General features: G+C 34.9%; 16 protein-coding genes. All 16 read right to left on the bottom strand.

Annotated features, from left to right (window positions below; all coding sequences use genetic code 11):
* Positions 1-11: 11 nt before the first annotated feature.
* The gene (locus tag NSQ89_RS20975) at positions 12-1,433 is read right to left on the bottom strand and encodes a sensor histidine kinase (RefSeq protein ID WP_341133251.1); all 1,422 of its coding nucleotides are present in this window, start codon (positions 1,431-1,433) and stop codon (positions 12-14) included.
* A gap of 288 nt (positions 1,434-1,721) precedes the next feature.
* Positions 1,722-2,603: an ROK family protein gene (locus NSQ89_RS20980; RefSeq protein ID WP_341133252.1), complete on the bottom strand. Its 882-nt coding sequence runs from the start codon at positions 2,601-2,603 to the stop codon at positions 1,722-1,724.
* Between the two features lie 32 nt (positions 2,604-2,635).
* A complete protein-coding gene (locus NSQ89_RS20985) occupies positions 2,636-3,628 on the bottom strand; it encodes a Gfo/Idh/MocA family protein (protein ID WP_341133253.1) in 993 nt (330 codons plus the stop codon).
* Between the two features lie 174 nt (positions 3,629-3,802).
* Positions 3,803-4,753: a siderophore ABC transporter substrate-binding protein gene (locus NSQ89_RS20990; protein ID WP_047944225.1), complete on the bottom strand. Its 951-nt coding sequence runs from the start codon at positions 4,751-4,753 to the stop codon at positions 3,803-3,805.
* A gap of 284 nt (positions 4,754-5,037) precedes the next feature.
* Entirely contained in the window at positions 5,038-5,796 is a 759-nt protein-coding gene (locus NSQ89_RS20995) for an iron ABC transporter ATP-binding protein (protein WP_047944226.1), read from the bottom strand.
* Positions 5,790-6,743 carry an iron chelate uptake ABC transporter family permease subunit gene (locus NSQ89_RS21000; RefSeq protein ID WP_144581008.1) on the bottom strand — a complete coding sequence of 318 codons (954 nt, stop codon included), beginning with the start codon at positions 6,741-6,743 and terminating at the stop codon, positions 5,790-5,792. The genes NSQ89_RS20995 and NSQ89_RS21000 overlap by 7 nt, the downstream gene beginning before the upstream one ends.
* On the bottom strand, positions 6,733-7,689 hold the full coding sequence (locus NSQ89_RS21005) for an ABC transporter permease (protein ID WP_095322682.1): 957 nt from the start codon (positions 7,687-7,689) through the stop codon (positions 6,733-6,735). Before NSQ89_RS21005 ends, NSQ89_RS21000 begins: the two co-directional genes overlap by 11 nt.
* Positions 7,690-7,922: 233 nt before the next feature.
* The gene (gene qoxD, locus NSQ89_RS21010) at positions 7,923-8,228 is read right to left on the bottom strand and encodes a cytochrome aa3 quinol oxidase subunit IV (protein ID WP_047944233.1); all 306 of its coding nucleotides are present in this window, start codon (positions 8,226-8,228) and stop codon (positions 7,923-7,925) included.
* Between the two features lie 6 nt (positions 8,229-8,234).
* Positions 8,235-8,843 carry a cytochrome aa3 quinol oxidase subunit III gene (gene qoxC / locus NSQ89_RS21015; protein WP_047944235.1) on the bottom strand — a complete coding sequence of 203 codons (609 nt, stop codon included), beginning with the start codon at positions 8,841-8,843 and terminating at the stop codon, positions 8,235-8,237.
* Positions 8,843-10,795: a cytochrome aa3 quinol oxidase subunit I gene (gene qoxB, locus NSQ89_RS21020; RefSeq protein WP_047944236.1), complete on the bottom strand. Its 1,953-nt coding sequence runs from the start codon at positions 10,793-10,795 to the stop codon at positions 8,843-8,845. Before qoxB ends, qoxC begins: the two co-directional genes overlap by 1 nt.
* Positions 10,785-11,714: a cytochrome aa3 quinol oxidase subunit II gene (gene qoxA / locus NSQ89_RS21025; protein ID WP_047944237.1), complete on the bottom strand. Its 930-nt coding sequence runs from the start codon at positions 11,712-11,714 to the stop codon at positions 10,785-10,787. The genes qoxB and qoxA overlap by 11 nt, the downstream gene beginning before the upstream one ends.
* Before the next feature lie 618 nt (positions 11,715-12,332).
* A complete protein-coding gene (locus tag NSQ89_RS21030; RefSeq protein ID WP_047944238.1) occupies positions 12,333-14,432 on the bottom strand; it encodes a PBP1A family penicillin-binding protein in 2,100 nt (699 codons plus the stop codon).
* A 427-nt stretch (positions 14,433-14,859) separates the two neighbouring features.
* On the bottom strand, positions 14,860-16,011 hold the full coding sequence (locus NSQ89_RS21035) for a mannitol-1-phosphate 5-dehydrogenase (RefSeq protein ID WP_047944239.1): 1,152 nt from the start codon (positions 16,009-16,011) through the stop codon (positions 14,860-14,862).
* 4 nt (positions 16,012-16,015) lie between these two features.
* Positions 16,016-16,447, bottom strand: coding sequence for a PTS sugar transporter subunit IIA (locus tag NSQ89_RS21040; protein ID WP_047944240.1), 432 nt, complete (start codon positions 16,445-16,447; stop codon positions 16,016-16,018).
* 15 nt (positions 16,448-16,462) lie between these two features.
* The gene (locus NSQ89_RS21045; protein WP_047944241.1) at positions 16,463-18,541 is read right to left on the bottom strand and encodes a BglG family transcription antiterminator; all 2,079 of its coding nucleotides are present in this window, start codon (positions 18,539-18,541) and stop codon (positions 16,463-16,465) included.
* A gap of 246 nt (positions 18,542-18,787) precedes the next feature.
* Positions 18,788-20,224 (bottom strand): PTS mannitol transporter subunit IICB, encoded by a 1,437-nt coding sequence (locus NSQ89_RS21050; RefSeq protein WP_047944242.1) that lies wholly within the window; start codon positions 20,222-20,224, stop codon positions 18,788-18,790.
* Between the last annotated feature and the right edge of the window lie 235 nt (positions 20,225-20,459).

Below are 20,459 nucleotides of genomic sequence, written 5' to 3' on the forward strand. Positions count from 1 at the left end.
TGAAAGCTCTGTTACTTTTCTTCTGGAAGAGGGAAGAAAAGAGTAAAGGTAGTGCCTTTCCCTTTTTCGCTCGACACTTGAATATTCCCTTCATGGAACTGAACTAATTGCTTAACAATAGATAAACCAAGTCCAAATTCGCCGTAAGGGTTATTGGTTCTAGAGAGATCCGCTTTATAAAACCTTTTCCAAATGTTTTCTATTTCGTGTGCATCTATACCAATTCCAGTATCTTTTACCTCTATGATTGTTTTGCTTGCTTCCGTTCGTCCTCTTAACCATATATTTCCGTTCTCGGTAAACTGTATGCTGTTTTTCGTGATGTTCATAATGATCTGGATAAGCCGATCATAATCAGCATAAATCACAGCATCACTATCCACATCAATGTGGATTTTAACCCCTTTCTCCTCTGCTAAAATAGACAGCTGGTCATCAATTATTTCTAATACTTCTTGGAGGGAAATAAACTCCTTCATCAGTACAATTTGGTTGGAACGTATTTTATCATAATCAAGATTCTCATTTACTAATCGGATAAGTCTTTTTGCCTCATGGCTAATTAATTTCAGACCTTTCTCCCGCTCATTTTCTGGTATCATATTATTGTTTAATCCTTCTATGACACCGCTAATCGTTGTTAACGGGGTCTTTAATTCATGAGAAACATCTGACATAAATTGCCGTCTCCGATTTTCTAGTGCATCAATTGCTTCCTTCGACTCTCTTAATTTATCTACCATCTGATTAAAATCTTCCCCTAATTCTCCAATCTCATCAAATGTAGAAGAGGAAACTTTCACGCTATAATCTCCTTCTGCAACATGGCTTGTAGCTTCCTGAAGTTTTTTTATTCGATTAACATGTACTCTTGAAAAAATAAAGCTCATCAATAAGGCAATCGCAAACACTAGAAAAAGAATATAAATTAAATAGCGATTAATTTCCTGAATCATTTCTTTTGCTTCTAAAAGAGGTGACGTTAAGATGATTCCTCCCACAACTACATCATTAACAGAATACGGAATTGCAACTAAAGCTACCTCTTGGTCTCCTCTTTTTGTACTAGGTTTAATGACTGTACTGCGACCATCCTTTATTTCATCCCACTCTGCATGAGTAATATTGATATCCAAATCCTTTCCAAAAGACCAAATACGATTTCTTTGTGTATTGAAGATGCCAATCGTTATCCCAGTGCCCTTTAGCTCTTCCGAATATCGTAATAAGGTAGAATAAGTTGCTGCGGACCATAAATCCGCTCCTTGAACTTCTTGGACTATATTATATCCGTATCCCTTTAGTTCATCTGCCTTCATAGAGAAAACCAATTTCTCAATATAATGTGAAAAAACAAGACTTAATACTAATAGGGCTACGAGAATAACGCTTAAGTGACTAATTAGCTGCTGATAGATGTATTTAATTCTCATGTATTACCACCGTTTCATCAAATTTATAAATGGTTAAATTAATCATATCATATTTATTTAGGCAGAAATGTGGATATGCCAACACACTCTATTTACTTTTTTAAATATTTTCTTGGCTTTGGACAATATTGTGGATTTTCGCGAATTACGAGAAGTTTTCCGCGAATTATTAATGATTTTTAGCGAATAAGTCACATATTTTCGCGAATAAAATCTCCATCAGGAAAGCTAAAAACATAAAAAGGCCATTTAAAAGATATTCTCCTTTAAATGGCCTCCATTATTGACTTATCTTTCGTGAAAAACTTTTTCTGCAAGGAGAAGTCCACCTGTAATTCCAGCATTATCTCCTAAACCTGGTCTAACAATATATTCATTCATTTTATCCTGCACTTCAGGGTAGGAAACATAGCCATTTAAAAGCTCTCCCAAATAGCGATAAACATATGTTAGCACATGCTCCTGATTCATAACCCCGCCGCCAAGGATAATCTTTTTGGGAGATAGAATAAGAATATATTGCATAAGGGCTTGTGCAATGTAATAGCCTTCCATTTCCCATACTTCCTCTTTATCACTTAAGTGAAATGCTTTCTCGCCCCAGCGTTCTTCAATTGCCGGCCCAGCTGCTAATCCTTCTAAGCAATCTGCATGGTATGGGCATCTGCCTTTATAGCTATCTTTGGGATGCCTTCTTACTAAAATATGACCCATCTCTGGGTGTGTTAATCCTTGCAGCAATTCCCCATTAATATAAGCTCCAGCACCAATCCCTGTACCAATCGTTATATATAAACAATTATCCACACCTTTAGCAGCGCCTAGCTTTGCTTCTCCTAGTGCGGCAACATTTACATCTGTATTAAAACCAGTTGGAACAGAAAATTCATCTTCTATTGTTTTTAGCAATGGAAAGTCCTTCCATGCAAGCTTTGGTGTCGTTGTTATATTTCCATATGTGGCATTGTTTTTATCCACATCAATAGGACCAAACGAGCCAATTCCAATTGCGTCAACGGAAAACTTTTTAAAGAAAGCAATAACCTCTGGCATCGTTTCTTCCGGTGTTGTTGTTAGAATGGATATTCTTTCTTGGATATTTCCTTTTGCATCCCCTACTGCACAGACAAATTTTGTTCCACCAGCTTCAATAGCGCCGTATAGTGACATGGTTTCTCTCTCCTTATAATAGTTTTATATACTTACTGTTTTGTGTCAGCCGGGAAAACTATTCCCGTTTGTCTTCTTACCTCATCCATCACTTCCATTACCGCTAAAGAAATATTAAAAGAGTTAACAGAGGATTCGGTTTTTCCTGCCTTAATCAATTCCATAAATTCCTGTGCCTCATAAAACATCGAAGCTTCCTTTTGAGGAAGGGTAAGATTCTCCCCTTCTCCATTCCGTGGTATAAACTCTACTTTTGTAGGAGTATTCATTTGATTGATTACTAAATTGCCATCTTCTCCTTGGATTTCAGACGGAATATGAGAGTTGGTTATTTTCGAATACATGAGAATGATATCCATATCTGGATACTCTAGAATAATGCTTCCTTCGCCGTCAACACCTGTTTCCAATAAGAAACTATTTGCCTTAACTTTCTCTGGTTTTCCAAAAAGAAGTACCATAGGATAGAGACAATAAACCCCAATATCCATTAATGCTCCATTTGACAGCTCTGGCTTAAAAGCATTTAATACTGTTCCTTCTTTATAAGCATCATACCGCGAAGAATACTGACAATAACTTACAAATGCACGTCTAATTTTCCCAAGTTTATGTAAATTTTCTTGAACAACTTTAAAATTAGGAAGAAATGTTGTTTTGAGTGCCTCCATTAAAAGAACTTCATTTTCCTTGGCCGCAGTAATCATTTCTTTCACTTCTGCTGTATTAGAAGCCATCGCTTTTTCTGTTAAAACATGCTTTTTATTTTTCAAAAATAGGATTGCCTGTTGCGCATGATAAGCGTTAGGGCTTGCAATATATACAGCATCTATTTTGTCGCTCTTTGCCATTTCTTCTAAATTAGTATATGTATGTTCAACATTAAATTTAGCAGCAAACGCTTTCGCTTTATCCGCTGTTCGTGAGTATACGGCATTTAATTGAAAATCTTCTATTTCACCAGCTGCCTTTATAAAAGATTCTGTAATCCAATTGGTTCCGATAACTCCAAATTTAATCGTCATCCAAAGACCTCCTCATTCGATGAATATTCCCTTCTTCCCTTTTATTTTGGAGGGAACTCCTAAAAAAAGCAACTATCTACTAGAATTTTTATCTTTTGAAAATGATCTATTATTTTATTTACTATTAAAAAGTCCAACAAGTAGTTTTTTACTCGTTGGACTCTTTACCCAGCGTTATTTGGAAATGGCTTCTGAAATTTCTTTAACCATCTCACTTGTTGACAGAAGACCGCCCCCTGATAGATACCAATAGCTTGGGTCTAAATAAACAATATGATCATTTTTAGCTGCATCAATTCCATTTATAAGTTTGTTATCAAGGACCTTCTCAGCAGAAGACTCCCCTCCAACAACTGCTCCTCTATCAATAACAAATAAATAGGCTGGATTTTTTTCTGCTACATATTCAAAAGTAACCTTTTGTCCATGTGTAGAAGCTTCAATATTTTCATCTGCCGGTGCCAGCCCAAAAACATCATGAATAATGCCGAAACGAGAGTTTTTCCCGTATGCACTTATGCTACCATCATTCACCAATAAGATTAAGGATTTACCATCTACTGCTTTTGCCTTTTCGTTAAGTGCAGCAATATCTTCATCTATTTTTGCTAATTCTTTGGTAACCTCTTGTTTCTTATCAAAAATCTCTCCAATAATATTCATATTATGCTTAAAGGAATTGATATAATCTGTTGTATCAACACCAAGATATACAGTTGGGGCAATTTTTTTCAATTCTTCATATGCAGCCGACTGTCTTCCAGAAATAAAGATTACATCCGGTTCTAATTCACTAATTGCCTCGAAATCTGGCTCTTTTAAACTACCTACATTTGTATATTTTGAATCTTCATATTTAGAAAGATATGGTGGAATATTCGCCTGTGGAACCCCGGCTACTTCTATTCCCAATTTATCTAAAGTATCTAAAACACCAAAATCAAAAGCAACAACTGTTTTAGGGTCTGCTTTAACTGTATCTTCTCCTAAATCATGGGTTACTTTAATTTCTGCCGATTTCTCGCTATCTTTCTTTGTATCAGCATTCGATTTTTCTGTATTTCCACATGCAGCTAATACTGCAAAAATCAATGTTAATAATAATAGGGAAAGCTTTTTCTTCATCTTATAAACACCTCTAAATTTAATATATAAACTAAATTGAATGCATTGCATTTAAAGACAGAATACCCTATGATAAGGTATTATTAGCCTTTTTCCTTCCTCATTTTCCTAGAATGATTTAGGATTTTGCTAATATCTAATGGTAGTGTTATTATGGTTTTCTTCTGGCGAAGGGACTTATTTTTAAGTCAGCCATAATTACACTGCCTCCTTTCTATTTTTCTTCCACCATTAGCTTCTTTCTACAATGAATCAATCATTTATCCATAATCAATGTTCATTTTTTATGCGAAATAAACACATATTCTTTGATTATTTATTTCTTCAATTTGCATATCCATTTCATAAATATCTTTCAATACTTTTTGATTAATGATTTTTTTTGCTGGTCCATCGTTTATGATTTTGCCATTCTTTAATGCTACGATATTATCGGAATAAACTGAGGCAAAATTGATATCATGGATTACGATTACTACTGTTTTCCCCAGCTCTTCTACTAATCTTCTTAGAACCTTCATTATTTGGACAGAATGCTTCATATCTAAATTATTTAATGGCTCATCCAATAGGATATATTCTGTATCTTGAGCAATTACCATCGCAATATAGGCTCTTTGCTTTTGTCCTCCACTTAGTTGATCTATGTATTTATGCTGCATATCTTCTAATTCCATATATTTAATAGCTTCGTCTACCATTTTCTCATCAAGGGCATTTAATTTTCCTTGCGAATATGGGAATCGGCCAAAGCTGACTAGTTCTCTTACAGTTAAGCGGAGGTTTATATGGTTTGCCTGTTTTAAAATAGAAATTTTCTTGGCAAGATCATTACTCTTCGATTTATCGATATGCTGTCCATCAATATAGACATCTCCACTGTCTGCTTTCGTTAAGCGACTTATTACTGAAAGCAATGTACTTTTCCCTGCTCCATTTGGTCCAATAAAAGAAGTGATTTTCCCTTTCTCTACTGAAAGAGAAACATTATCGAGCACTTTTTTGCCCCCATATTGTTTGGTAATATTCTTTACTTCTACCATGCTTTTCTCTCCTTTAGTAATAGATAGATAAAATACACTCCACCTACAAAGTTAATTATCACACTGATTGTCGTTGAAAAAGTAAATACACGTTCTACAATCAGTAACCCACCAACTAAAGAAATAATACTCAATAAGATAGATCCAGTAATTAAAGTTCGGTGTTTATATGTTTTTAAAAACTCACGAGCTAAATTAACAACCAATAATCCAAGAAAGGTGATGGGTCCCACTAAGGCAGTGGAAACCGACACTAGGATCGACACCACAATTAGCATACGGCGTACTACTTTCTCATAATCAATTCCTAAATTAATGGCCTGGTCTCTTCCTAATGACATGACATCAAAGAATTTACTATATCTCGTAACATAGACAGACACAATAGTAACAATAATAATACTGATTATTAAAATATTGGTGTTTACATTATTAAAACTTGCAAACATTTTATCTTGGATAATAAGGAACTCATTTGGATCAATTAACACCTGCATAAAGGAAGAGAGACTAGAGAAAAAGCTTCCTAATACAATTCCAATCAACAGCAGTAATAATATGTTTTGATTATCTCTCCTAAAGAATAGCTTATAAAGAATACTTGAGAAAAAAACCATTAAAACGACGGATAACAAAAAATTAATATTGCTATTCATCACAGTCATTGTACTTGAACCAAAAACGAAAACCACTACAGTTTGAATGAAGAGATAAAGGGAGTCTAGTCCTAAAATACTCGGTGTTAAAATACGATTATTTGTAATCGTCTGAAATACCATCGAAGTAAAGGCGATACAGCCGCCTGTTAAAAGAATCGCGATGATTTTTATGGCTCTACGTGGAATCACATATTCCCAGTTATTACTACTAACCTTTATTAGCATAAATATGGAAATTAATAATACTGCCACTATAGCTAGTATTATAAGTTTTACTCTAGGTTGCATCATAAGACTTTCTCCTTACTAGTAAATACAAGAATACTCCACTTCCAATGACACCCACCATCACACCGATCGATATCTCATACGGATAAATAATCACTCTGCCAAGAATATCACAGAATAATACAAAGACTGCTCCTAATAATGCTGTATGGGTTAAGCTATTTTTCAGATTATCTCCTCTGTATAACGAAACAATATTGGGAATGATTAGACCTAGAAAAGGAATCATTCCTACTGTCAGCAATACAACAGAAGAAACTAACGCTACGATAATTAACCCTATATTCACTACTCTTTTGTGATTGAGACCAAGATTAGTAGAAAAATCCTCACCTAGTCCAGCAATTGTGAATTTATTGGCATATAAGTATGCAATAATAACCATCGGAATACTTATGTAAAGAAGTTCATAACGTCCTTCCATGATTAAAGAAAAATCTCCTTGTAACCATGAAGACATATTTTGAATCAAATCATATTTCATGGCAAAAAAAGTGGTAATCGAGCTAACAATATTCCCTAGCATTAAACCGATTAATGGAATAAAGATAGCATCTTTAAATTTAATCATATTAAGTATTCGCATAAACAAAAAGGTTCCTCCAAGTGCGAATACAAAAGCGATTAACATTTTAATAATCGGGCTCTCGCCTGTAAAAAGCATTAAAGCAACTAAAATCCCAAGTCTCGCCCAGTCCATTGTTCCAGCAGTTGTAGGAGAAACAAATTTATTTCTCGATATCTGCTGCATGATAAGTCCACAAATACTTAGACTAACACCAGCTATAATAATACTGACTAAGCGAGGAAATCTGCTAATCAGGAGAATTTCTCTCTGATCTGCTGTTAAATGAAAAATATTTTGTGGATGAATATCAATTACTCCTACAAATAGGGAGATGATAGATAAAACTATTAACATTATAGTTAAGTGTCTAATTTTCATAGTGCCAATGAGTAATATTACTCGTTTCCCTCACTCCCAACTTCATCGCAAATGATTTTCATTATCATTTAGATTCTTTCTTTATTTTATCATCTTTTTCTAGCCCGTCAATGCTTTTTAGAAGGCCAAATGTAATTATCACAACATTTCAAAAATAATAATCCCTATTACCTAGTTATTTAGTCTTTTATATACAAAAAAAGCCCCCAAAGGGAGGCTTTTTTCTAACTTTATTAGTAATGTACGTGTCCTGACGTCATTACCCAAATTGTTCCACCGGCAACGACAATTGCGCAGAAGAAAGCATAAATGATATTAATAGTCTGTACTTGCCCTTCTCCTTCTGTAAGATGCATAAACATAAACAGTTGAAGAATTGCCTGAATCACAGCTAATGCCCCGATAATCCACATTACAGTAACCATTGGAAGATCTGTATATAACTTAGCCCCTACAGCTGCGAAGGTAAGTAATAAAGAAACAATAAAACCTGCAATATGACTAATTGGAAATTTTTCATTTTCATGATTTTTTGCCATCTTTTATTACCCTCCCATTTTCATTCTAGCAAGATAAACGAATGTGAAGATGAAAATCCACACAACGTCTAAGAAATGCCAGTATAAACTTATAATAAATGTCTTACGAGCAGTTGTTGGTGTTAAGCCATGTTTAAGCAATTGAATAATAATCAATATCGCCCAGCCTATACCTAAGGATACGTGCAATCCGTGTGTTCCTAGCAATACAAAGAACGAAGAAAGGAAGGCACTTGTCTGCATTGTCGCTCCTTCATGTACATAATGAATAAATTCATTTACTTCCACAAAGACGAAGCCTGCACCCAATGCTAAAGTGATAATTAACCATGTTAATAATCCTTTTAAATTTTGGCGACGCATATACCAGATAGCGATCCCACAAGTGAAACTACTTGTTAATAGTAAAAGTGTTTCAATCATTACATCTTTTAATTTAAATAATTCAGCTGGAGTAGGTCCGCCTGCAAAGTTATCCTTTAAAGATCCATAGGCTGCAAATAAGGTAGCGAATAATACAACCTCCGCACCAAGGAAAATCCAGAAGCCTAGAATATTTAAACGACTTTGCTCTGTTTGATATTCTAGTGGTAAGGACTTATCGACTTTTGCCATTATTTCTCACCTCTCCATGCACGTTCCGTTTTCTTAATAACATCCAGTTTAATATGATAACCTTCGTTATAATCAAAGGAACGAATGATTAAGCCAACAAAAATACCTAAGCTACAAATTGCAGCTGGAATAAACCATTCAAATATTAGGAAGAAACCGACGATACCAAATACAACACACATATAGAATGGAAGCCCAGAATTGCTTGGCATGTGTATTTCCTCTAGTTCTTCTTCTTTTAATACTAAGCCTTCATTATTTTTCTTCATATACCAGAACGCATCTAATGCTTTTACTTCTGGAGTAATTGCAAAGTTATATGGCTGAACTGGTGAAGCTGTATGCCATTCTAGTGTTCTTGCATCCCATGGATCTGTAGAAATCTTTCTATCTGCATAACGAGTACTATAGTAGATGTTATAAACTAGTACGGCAAATCCAGCAGCAAGAATAAGAGATCCGATTGCTGATAACATGAACAATGGCGCAAATCCAGATTCCGCTGAGAAAGTATAAGAACGTCTTACTGCTCCTTTTAAGCCTAAGAAGAACATTGGCATAAAGGTTACATTAAAACCAATATTAAACAACCAGAAATGCCATTTTCCTAAACGTTCGTTTAATGCATAACCAAACATTTTTGGCCACCAGTAATAGAAACCAGCAAATACTGCATATACAACACCTGGTATTAATACATAGTGGAAATGAGCTACTAAGAATAATGTATTATGATATTGATAGTCTGCTGCAGCCATTGCCAGCATAACTCCCGTTACCCCACCAATAGTAAAGGTCGGAATAAATGCAAGCGCCCATAGCATTGCCGTTGTAAATTGGATACGTCCTTTTCTCATAGTAAACAACCAGTTGAAAATCTTAACCCCAGTTGGAACTGCGATTAACATAGTTGTGATTGAGAATACAGAGTTTACAACTGGTCCAGATCCCATTGTATAGAAATGGTGAACCCACACAAGGAAACTCAATAATGCAATACCGACAATAGAGATAATCATTGAATTATAACCATATAGGCGTTTTTTCGAGAATGTAGCAATAACTTCAGAGAACATTCCAAATGCAGGCAAGATAACAATATATACCTCTGGATGTCCCCATAACCAGAATAGGTTATTCCATAACATCGCATTTCCTCCACCAGAAATCGTGAAGAAATGAGTTCCGAATAAACGGTCAAATGTCATTAATGCTAATGCAACAGTTAAAATAGGGAATGCAAACACAATAATTACGTTTGTAATTAATGAAGTCCAAGTAAACATTGGCATTTTCATTAAGGTCATCCCTTTAGCACGCATTTTCAGGATTGTCACAATAAAGTTAATACCTGTCATTAACGTACCAATACCTGCGATTTGCAGTCCAATTGCATAGAAGTTGTTTCCAACTCCTGGTGTAAATTCTTTCCCCGCTAGAGGGAAATAGGATGTCCATCCTGCATCAGGAGAACCACCAATTACGAAAGAAATATTGAATAGCATTGCTCCACTGAATGTTAACCAGAAGCTTAATGCATTCAATTGTGGGAACGCAACATCACGTGCACCAATTTGCAATGGAATAACTACGTTCATTAATCCAATCAATGCTGGCATCGCCATAAAAAGAATCATGATAACACCATGCGTTGTAAATACTTCATTATAATGCTGTGGATCTAAAAATTTCATTTCAGGAGCTGATGTTTGATATTTCATCATCAAACCGTCTACTCCACCACGGAAGAACATTAATACGGCAACAATAATATACATGATACCGATTTTTTTGTGATCAACCGTTGTTATCCATTCATCCCATAAATATTGCCACTTCTTAAAATAAGTAACACCAACTACTACAGCAAGCATGGTTAGAATAATACCTATTTGAGCAGACAATATTAGGGGATCACCAGTAATAACAATGTCATCCCACTTAATGTGCATCCTTTTCACCTCCGTCAGACTCTTGATTCTTTTCAAAAGTTCTACCTGGATATCCATGAACTCGATATAACTCAGGGTTTAAATAATAGTTTGAGTCTCCACCTTTACCGTGGTCAATCCACTCTAAATGTGTATTAGAGAAAGTCATACGCCCTAAATGTGTAGGCTTGATAATTTCTCTGTATTTCTCCTCTGTTAACTTAGGAGCAGTGTCTTTTACTTCATCTACCCATTTATCATAATCCTCAACAGATTTTGCTTCGACATCAAACTTCATCTCCGCATAACCTTTACCGTTAAAGCTTGTATTTTGTCCTTCATAGTTACCTGGGTTATCTGCTACCACATAAAGTTCTGTTTCAGCACCATACATTGTATACTTTTGACCAGCTAAAGCAGGAATCCAAAATGATTGCATTGTACCAGCAGAAGTTAATTTAAACTCAACAGGTACACCAGCAGGGATATTTACATAATTAACTGTTTCAATCCCCTCTTCTGGATAACTAAAAATCCATTTCCAATCTGCAGAAGTAACGTTAATCACTACTGGATCACGATCTTTATAATCTTTTGGAACATCTTCTAAAGCAAAGATTGTTTTTACAGTTGGAACCGTTAATGCAATGATTATTAAGAACGGTATTACAGTCCAAACAATTTCAAGCTTTGTGCTTCCATGTTCATCTGGTTCATAGTCAGCATTTTCTTTGGTTGCACGATACTTCCAAACTATGTAGCCAAATAGTGCAAAAACTACTAGACAAACAAAAGCCATTAATACAATTGACCAGTTAATCAAGTCCGTAATACTTCTAGCAACAGGACCTTGCGGGTCAAATACTACCATGGATTCACAGCCACTTAAAATGAATAATGGTACAATTGCTAAAAGCGAAACTAAAACTCCCTTTTTCATTTGTACAGCTCCTTCCATATAAATTAAAATGTTAAATTATTCACAGAATGTTCGATATTTAGACACAGAACATTCATATTACAGAGGTAAAATAGGAATTATTACTACCTGTATGATGATATCATATCTTGAACCTATTATATGTGACAAAAAACGTAAGTATAATTTTACCAATTTTCACATTTTCTATCCTTATGTTTTCCTATATTCAAGATTTTATCAACCTTTTTATTATAGCAGATACCATTATTAAAATCCACGTCCACAATTATGTCACAAACATTTTTACAAATTAGATCATTTCTTCAAATCTCCTTTTAAAAACGCTTACATCAATTATAATTTATACTGGTTGCTTTTTCCATCATTTTATTCGTGTTTTTCCTTCTGTAAATGAACATTCCCCCTTTTATTTATTCTGTTATATTTATCACAGGCTCGATATAAATAAACCTCATACTCTTTCCTAATTCTATCCATTATTTATCTCTAGTTATACAAAATTATAAGAAACAAATCTTCCCTTCTTGCTGCTTATGAAAAAAAAAATAGAAATTTATACTGATATTAATAGCAGCTGCCACTAGTATCAGTATCTACTTCTATCTTTTGAAACGATTAATTTCCTAGTATTTCTTGTAATTTCCCTTTTACCTTATCATTTACCTTTTTCGCATCTTCTTTAATCTCGTCTACAACTTGGCTCCACTTGGAAGAATTCTCTTTTATAGTTGTTTCTATTTCTTCTGCTTTCTCTTTAATTGCCTTTTTCGTTTCTTCTACTTTTTTATTTACATTTTTACTATCCTTATTTGCAAGTCTATCACTTACAGATTGAACCTGAAAATTCTCTGGCTCTACATATTGTACGGCTTGATCCATAATTGTTTTGAAAATTGGTACTACATCGCCAGAACTTTTGCTTGGCAGATAATGATTGTTATCTGTTTTATCATATCCAAGCCACATCGACCCAACTAAATTAGGGGTATACCCTACAAACCATTGATCCTTTGTACCAGGAATATTCGAATCCTTTAATTGAGTGGAACCTGTTTTTCCGGCAAGTTGAAATCCTGTTATTTTTGCTCCTTGGCCAGTTCCTGATTTAATAACATCCAATAACATGGAGGTCATGTCATTTGCCACGGATTTGGAAGTAACTCTTGTCGATTTTGGCTCATATTCAGCCACAACATTGCCTGTCGGTCCAACAATTTTTGTAATCAAATGACTTTCCATTCGGACTCCCTCATTAGGAAATGTAGAATAAGCGCTCGCCATTTGTAATGGTGAAACACCACTGTACATCCCGCCTAAAGCTATTCCTAGATATTCATCCTCTTTTTCATAAGGAATGCCGAAGCGATCAAGGGATTTAAGACCATTTTCCAAACCAATTTTATCTAGCAGCCAGACTGCTGGCACATTTAAAGAGTCTTCTAATGCTTCATACATCGGAACTTCGCCTCTATAAGTCTTCGTGAAGTTTTTCGGTTCATAATCACCCTTTTTGAAAGGCTTATCTTCAAGCATAGAGTCAATTTTATACCCTTTTTCTAAAGCAGGTGTATAAACAGCAAGTGGCTTCATCGTAGATCCTGGCTGGACTTTAATTTGAGTAGCTCGATTAAAGCCTCTGAAAACTTGCTCTCCTCTTCCTCCCACTAATCCTCTTACTCCCCCTGTTTCCGGATCAAGTAAAACCGCTCCGCCTTGCACTAGTGTTCCATCATAACTTCTTGGAAACAGGGAATCTCTTGCAAAAGTTTTTTCTAAAGTAGATTGAAGGTTTTGATCCATTTCTGTATAAATCTTATATCCTCTTTTTAAGATTTCTTCTTGTGTAAGTCCATACTTGCTGATTGCTTCATCGATCACTGCATCTACAAAGTAGGGATAATCTCTTTCAATAAAAGATCCTCCCCCATTTTCTAATACAATTTTTTCGTTCACTGCTTGCTGGTACTGCTCTTCTGTAATTTTTTTTAACTCTGCCATTTTCTTCAGAACAAGGTTGCGGCGATTAATCGCACCCTCATAATTTTTATAAGGGTCTAATGCAGATGGAGCTTGCACTATTCCTGCTAGCAATGCAGCCTCACTAATAGATACATCCTTAATATCTTTATTAAAATATTTCAATGATGCTTGGCTGATACCCCAGGCACCACTGCCAAAATAAACGTGATTCAAATACATTTGTAGAATTTCATCTTTTTCATAATGCTTCTCTATTTCTACAGCAAGGAATAGTTCCTCTGCTTTCCGCTTATAGGTCTGTTCGGAAGTTAACAAAGCATTTTTTGTTAATTGCTGGGTAATCGTACTTCCTCCACCAGTAATTCTCCCTGCAAAAATATTCTTAAAAAACGCACGGCTGATCCCTTTAATATCAAACCCATTATGTTGATAGAAACGTTCATCTTCGATAGAAACAACTGCGTCTGGAACATATTTTGGGACATCCTTTAATTCAATGCCTTCTGTTCTTTCCGTTCTTATTCGAGTTGCTTCATCTCCATCTTTGTCATAAATAATGGTCGCCTGACTTAAGCCAGCCTTTAATGTACTAACATTTGCTTGTGTTGCTAGGTACGTAAAATATAATATCGCTAATAAAACAAATAATAACAAAGCCAACAGTATAATTTGGGTAAGATGTCTCTTTTTCCAGAAACGTCGAAACCCTTCCCAATATGGTTTTAATCGATCCATCTATTACCTATCCTTTACTTTTACTCATAGAATAAATCTTCTTCCGTTTTTCTCTCTAATCATTAGACGGTTATTTTCTCTTATATGTTGCAACTATCTATGAAAACTATATTCTCTTTTTTTCTAAATTACAAGAAGGGATCTCTATCTAATATTACCAAATTTAACTAGAATAGGGGTTATTGTTTATCCATTTGATTTCTTGGGAAAAGAATAAGTAAAGGCTAAAAGGATGTGAGAGATAATGAAAAAAATGTTCAGACGACTAATTACGTGGGGACCTATCATTTATCCCTTCGCCAAAAAAATGTGGGACAAGCGCAAACAGTCAAAGGCAGCCTCAGCATTAGCAACACGCTCTAAGAGCTTCTAATTACTCTAGAAATAAAAAATCCAATGGGCTTTGAAACCTCATTGGATTTTTTATTTATGCATTTATTTTGTTATAAGTAAGCACTACTTCTTTCACTAAAGCATGATCTTCGCTTAAACCAGAAACTTCACTAAAAGCAGCTTGAACTCCTTTTTCATCTATTAAGTTCTTTAATTCAACAGACTCTTGATCTTCTGCTGTATAAAAGTGAAGAGCCGATGCCATTACTTCTACTAAATAAGAAGGAATTTCTTTAAACTCATTATAGTATGCTAGCGCTGGAGCAACTAATCGATCATTCCCGCCCAATTTTCGAAGCGGTGATCTACCAACTCGTTTTACATCGTCTACAATATAAACATTCGCAAAGCGGCCTAAAATTTTGTCGATATATTTTTGATGATCTGCTGCATTAAAACCATATTTTGCTACTAATACTTTTCCCGTTTCTTGTAAAACATGAAGCACCTTTTCTTTCACATCTTCATGTTGAATTGTTTCAGAAATGGTTTCATAATTCTTTCTATTGCCTAAATAGGCTGTTGCTGCATGACCAGTATTTACAGTAAATAACTTTCTTTCAATATATGCCTGTAAATTATTTACGAAATGCGCCTCGGCAATTTCAGGTTTCGCTCCTTTAATTGCCGTTTCATCTACAACCCACTCATGGAAAGGCTCTACCAGAACATCTAATAAGTTTTCATTCTTCTGGTTTGGCACAATTCTATCTACAGCTGAGTCAGGGAAACCAACGTATTCCTCTGTCCAAGCTGCTTCCTCTTCATTTAAATGCTCTAACACAAACTGTTTAAGGGCACTACTACCACCAATCATATTTTCACAAGCAATTACATTAACAGGTGTTTGATTACTTTTCATTCGTGCTTTAATTCCGTCAGCAATTAGCGGCGCGATGAACTTTAGAATATTAGGTCCGATAGCTGTAGTCACAATGTCTGCATGGATAAATTGTTCAACCACTTGTTCTGGATTTACTTTACTATTAATTCCTTTAATATTCTTAACTGTGAATTGATCTTTCGCTTCATTTGCCAATAAAACATGATATTGACCAACACGATTAATTTCATCGATAATCTGTTCGTTTACATCCACAAAGGTAATAGCATAATTTGACTGATGTAGTAATAGACCAATAAATCCTCTACCTATATTTCCAGCTCCAAAATGAATAGCATTCATCGTATTATTCTACCTCGCTTAAAATTTGGATTATTTCCTCTTCTGATTTCGCAGCAACTAATTTTTCGACATTTTCCATTTCAGAACATACAATGGCAATTTGTGATAACAGCTCTAAATGTTCGCCATCCTTCCCAGCAATTCCAATGATTAATTTAACAATATTGCCATCTCCAAAGTCTACGCCGTTTGGTGCTTGAATAACAGATAATCCAGAGTTTAATACTGCTGTTTTTGCTTCATCTGTACCATGGGGAATAGCTAAGAAGTTACCCATATAAGTTGATGAAATTTCTTCTCTTTGCAGCATAGCTGGGACATAATCCTCTGAAACATAGCCTTGTTCCACTAGAATTTGACCTGCTTTTTTGATAGCTTCCTCTTTACTTGCTAGACTGCTGTTTAAAATAATGTTCTCTTTTTTTAAAATACTCATTGTTTATTCCTCCTATTAATTTCTCAAATGATGTTTTAAAAACCTGCTGCTAATAAAATTTAATAGTTCTTCTTTCTTGCCGTTACTGAATACATGAATACTTCTTTCCGATTCAATAATAGAGGCACTTAAAAAACTTAATACTTCCATTACATTTTGATTTGCATCTAACGGCGCAAGCAAAAGTAATACCCGCTTCACCATTTCATTAGCACCATTCATTGCCCTCAAACTCACCATCTCGGGCAAGTCTATGATATTGAAAGATGGTTTTTCAATTTGATTATTACTTGTGTGATAAAGAGCTAAATTGGTTTCCGGAATAGCAAGCCCCCCTATTTCAGCCCGTGCTTCTAAAGCAGCAAATACTTCTTCCACGCTTGAAATAGAACCTTGTTGTTTCAATATCCTTAATCCCTTGTTTAAGCTTGCACTTAAACTTGCTCTCTCATCCCAAATATCCAGCTCCTTTAAAATAGAGGATAATAGCTGGGCTTGCTCTGAAAAAAGGAGAAAGGTCTGGAAATCAATACATTTTTGTTTAGGAACTTCTATTCCCTTTTCTTCCCTTATTACATGACCGATATTCTTTTGAAGATAGGTTTTTACTTCTTCCAAATCCTTATCATTTAAAATCGGATTTACTAATAAATAATCTCTAGAGATATCCTCTAATGGAATAGTCGAAAGAATGGCATCATAATCATCGATGGAAATATTCTTTAACTCGAATACAGATGCTGTTTTCACTTCTGATAGGCTTGGAATTTGATTAACAATTTTTGCTGCAAGCATTTTAGATGTCCCAATTCCGGATGAACAAATGATCAATAACTTGATATTTTTTGTTATTTTTCTATCATTTAACGCAGAACCAAAATGAAGAACTAAATAGCCGATTTCTTCTTCTGGTACATCTCTGTCAACAAGTGTTTTTTCCACAGCTTGCTGAACCACTTCAAACAACTCAGCATAATCCTCTTTAATATCTTCTAATAAGGGATTGGAAATACTCATTTTCTGATCTAAACGATATAATGTAGGCTGAAGGTGAGCTAATAACCCTTGAAATAAAGAATCATCTGCCAATGTTGTATGCAGTAATTTTTCGACATTTGCAATTAATGTCCTAACTAGCATTGCTACTTCAACATTTTCATCTTCAATGCCGACTTTATTGTCATAACGTACCTTTGCTCCCCTTAAATGCATCGTAATATAACCGACTTCCTCTGTAGGAATCGAAATATCAAAAGTACGTTCTAGTCTTGATACGATTTGGCGCGCAAAATCAAATTCTTTTGTTTGCGACAGCTCCCCTAAATAATCTTCTTTAAAAGAAATATTTTCTCCTCGCTGGATTCTCTCCATAGCAAGAGCAATGTGAACGACCAATCCAACATAAGAACTATCCGCCAGCGGATAAGGTAATTGCTCGTTGATATCTTCAATAATATTTTCAATACGCAGCAATTTTTCTTTTTGTACCAATCCTAAAAGCCGTTCGGAAATTGAGTCGATTTTATTGCTAGACTTTTTTTGAATGTTTTCCTTCACCATTTTAAGAAACTCTGGGACATCAAATCGGTCGGATATAAGACTGCGAATCGCTTTTCTCTTATCTTCCTCTGTTCCAACTAATTCAATACCATAACCTCTTTTTCTCATTAATTGCAAATCATACTTTGCTATAATCGGTTCCAGCTTATCCAAATCATTGCTTACCGTGGCAGTTGTTACTCCTAGTTCTTTTGCTAAAGAAAATAGTTTAATCGGTTCTTGATGATCTAATAAGGTACATAAAGCCACGATTATCCGTTCATCGGGTGTGTATTCTATATAATCCTGTTTTAAGATAGATACCCTTAGTTGATAAATATCATTAGGATTTCCTACAATTTTCACGCCGACTCCAGCTTTTTTATTCATTTGAAGATGAAAATCTTTTAGTATAGATTCGACATTCTTTAAATCACGATGTATCGTTCGTTCACTAACATTTACATGTTCAGCAATTCCCTTAATCGTCATTTCTTCCTCTATATTTTCTAATAGTATCTGTAAAATAATTCTTTCTCGAGCGGAAATAATCATAGCTTATCCCCTTAATCACCTGACATAATTTAATTATAAAACTGTTATACACACTTATTCAAACAGTATTAAACATATTTTTTTCAATTTCATTGTTGCCATTTCTAATTTATACTTCCCTATTTTTATCTATAAATACTGAAATTTAAGTACTTTTTCATGGAAAAAGATTAAATAGACATAAACCGCGTTAAACACAAAAAATACCAGCCAATCTACTAAGTTGGCCGGTATTTCTGCTAATTCTTATTTTAATTTTTCAATGATCTCATCATATTTAGGGCTGTTCATGAAATTCTCAACAGAAACATGGTGTGCAGTCGGTAATTTTTCTACTGCTCTATCTGTTAGATCTTTATGGGTAATAACAAGATCCGCATCACTTGGAAGGTTTGCAATAGAAGTATTTGTTACATCTACTCCTTCAATTCCTGCTTTTTTCACTTTATTACGCATAATTGATGCACCCATCGCACTAGATCCCATACCAGCATCACAAGCAAAGATTACTTTCTTCACTGATTTGTAATCAAATTCTGAAGTTTCAGCTGCATCAGGAGTTGCTGTAGTCTCAGTAATTGCACTTGCAACCGAGCTTTTCTTCCCTTTTAATGCTTCCATTTTTTCTGTTGCTGCATTAATATCTTCTTCTTTATCTTTACTTGTTTTCAAAATAATAGCTGCAATCACGAAAGAAATAATCGTTGCAACCACAACACCAGCGATAACACCTAAATGTTGTCCTTTTGGCGCCATCATCATTAACGCAATGATGCTACCAGGGGATGGAGTCGCTACTAGACCTGCATCAAATAGTGTAAAGGTGAATACTCCACCCATACCACCAGCGATTACAGCTAATAACATTACAGGTTTCATTAAAATATATGGGAAGTAAATTTCATGAATACCACCCAAGAAGTGAATAATTGCTGCCCCAGGTGCTGTCTGTCTTGATGTACCTCTTCCAAATATACAATAAGCTAATAGTACCCCAAACCCAGGACCAGGGTTTGATTCTAGTAAGAATAGAATAGATTTTCCTACCTCTTTCGCTTGTTCTACCCCAATCGGACCTAAAATACCTTGGTTGATGGCATTATTTAAGAACAATACTTTAGCAGGCTCAATAAAGATACTTGCTAATGGTAAGAGGTTTGCATTAACAATTAATTCTACACCGTTCGATAAGAAGTTACTTAATGCTGCTACAATTGGACCAACATATTTAAAACCAATAATGGCAATAAGCGCTCCCAAAATACCAGCTGAGAAGTTATTTACTAACATTTCAAATCCGGCTTTAATTTTTCCTCTAAATAAATCGTCCACTTTTTTGATTAAGTAGCCACCAAGTGGACCCATAACCATCGCACCAAGGAACATCGGAATATCTGCACCGACGATTACACCCATGGTTGCAATTGCACCAACTACACCACCGCGCTCTGCGTAAACCATCTTACCGCCTGTATAACCAATTAATAATGGCAATAAATACGTAATCATTGGACTTACTAGTTTTGCTAACTCTTTGTTAGGAGCCCATCCTGTTTCAATGAATAAGGCGGTAATTAACCCCCATGCGATAAATGCTCCTATATTAGGCATAATCATGCCACTTAAATGACTACCAAAACGCTGTATTTTGACACGAAAACCATTTTTATTTTCGTCTGACATTTTGTTTAACCCCCTTAATATTTCAGTTTGATTATAAAGCGGTTACAGATTATTCTCAATTCAAAGTAAATACACTTTTGACAGACACAATGTTGACACAATTAAATTAATTTAATTGGTAAAATTCAATAAAATCAGCATTCGCTTTAATTTCCTCTTTATAAAATGCCACCACCCTTCCTATTTATACGTAACTACACATAAAAAGAGAAGGGTTTCCCCTTCTCTTAAAAGT

This window comes from Niallia sp. FSL R7-0648, from assembly GCF_038007005.1.
In the GTDB taxonomy this organism is placed as follows: Bacteria; Bacillota; Bacilli; order Bacillales; family Cytobacillaceae; genus Niallia; species Niallia circulans.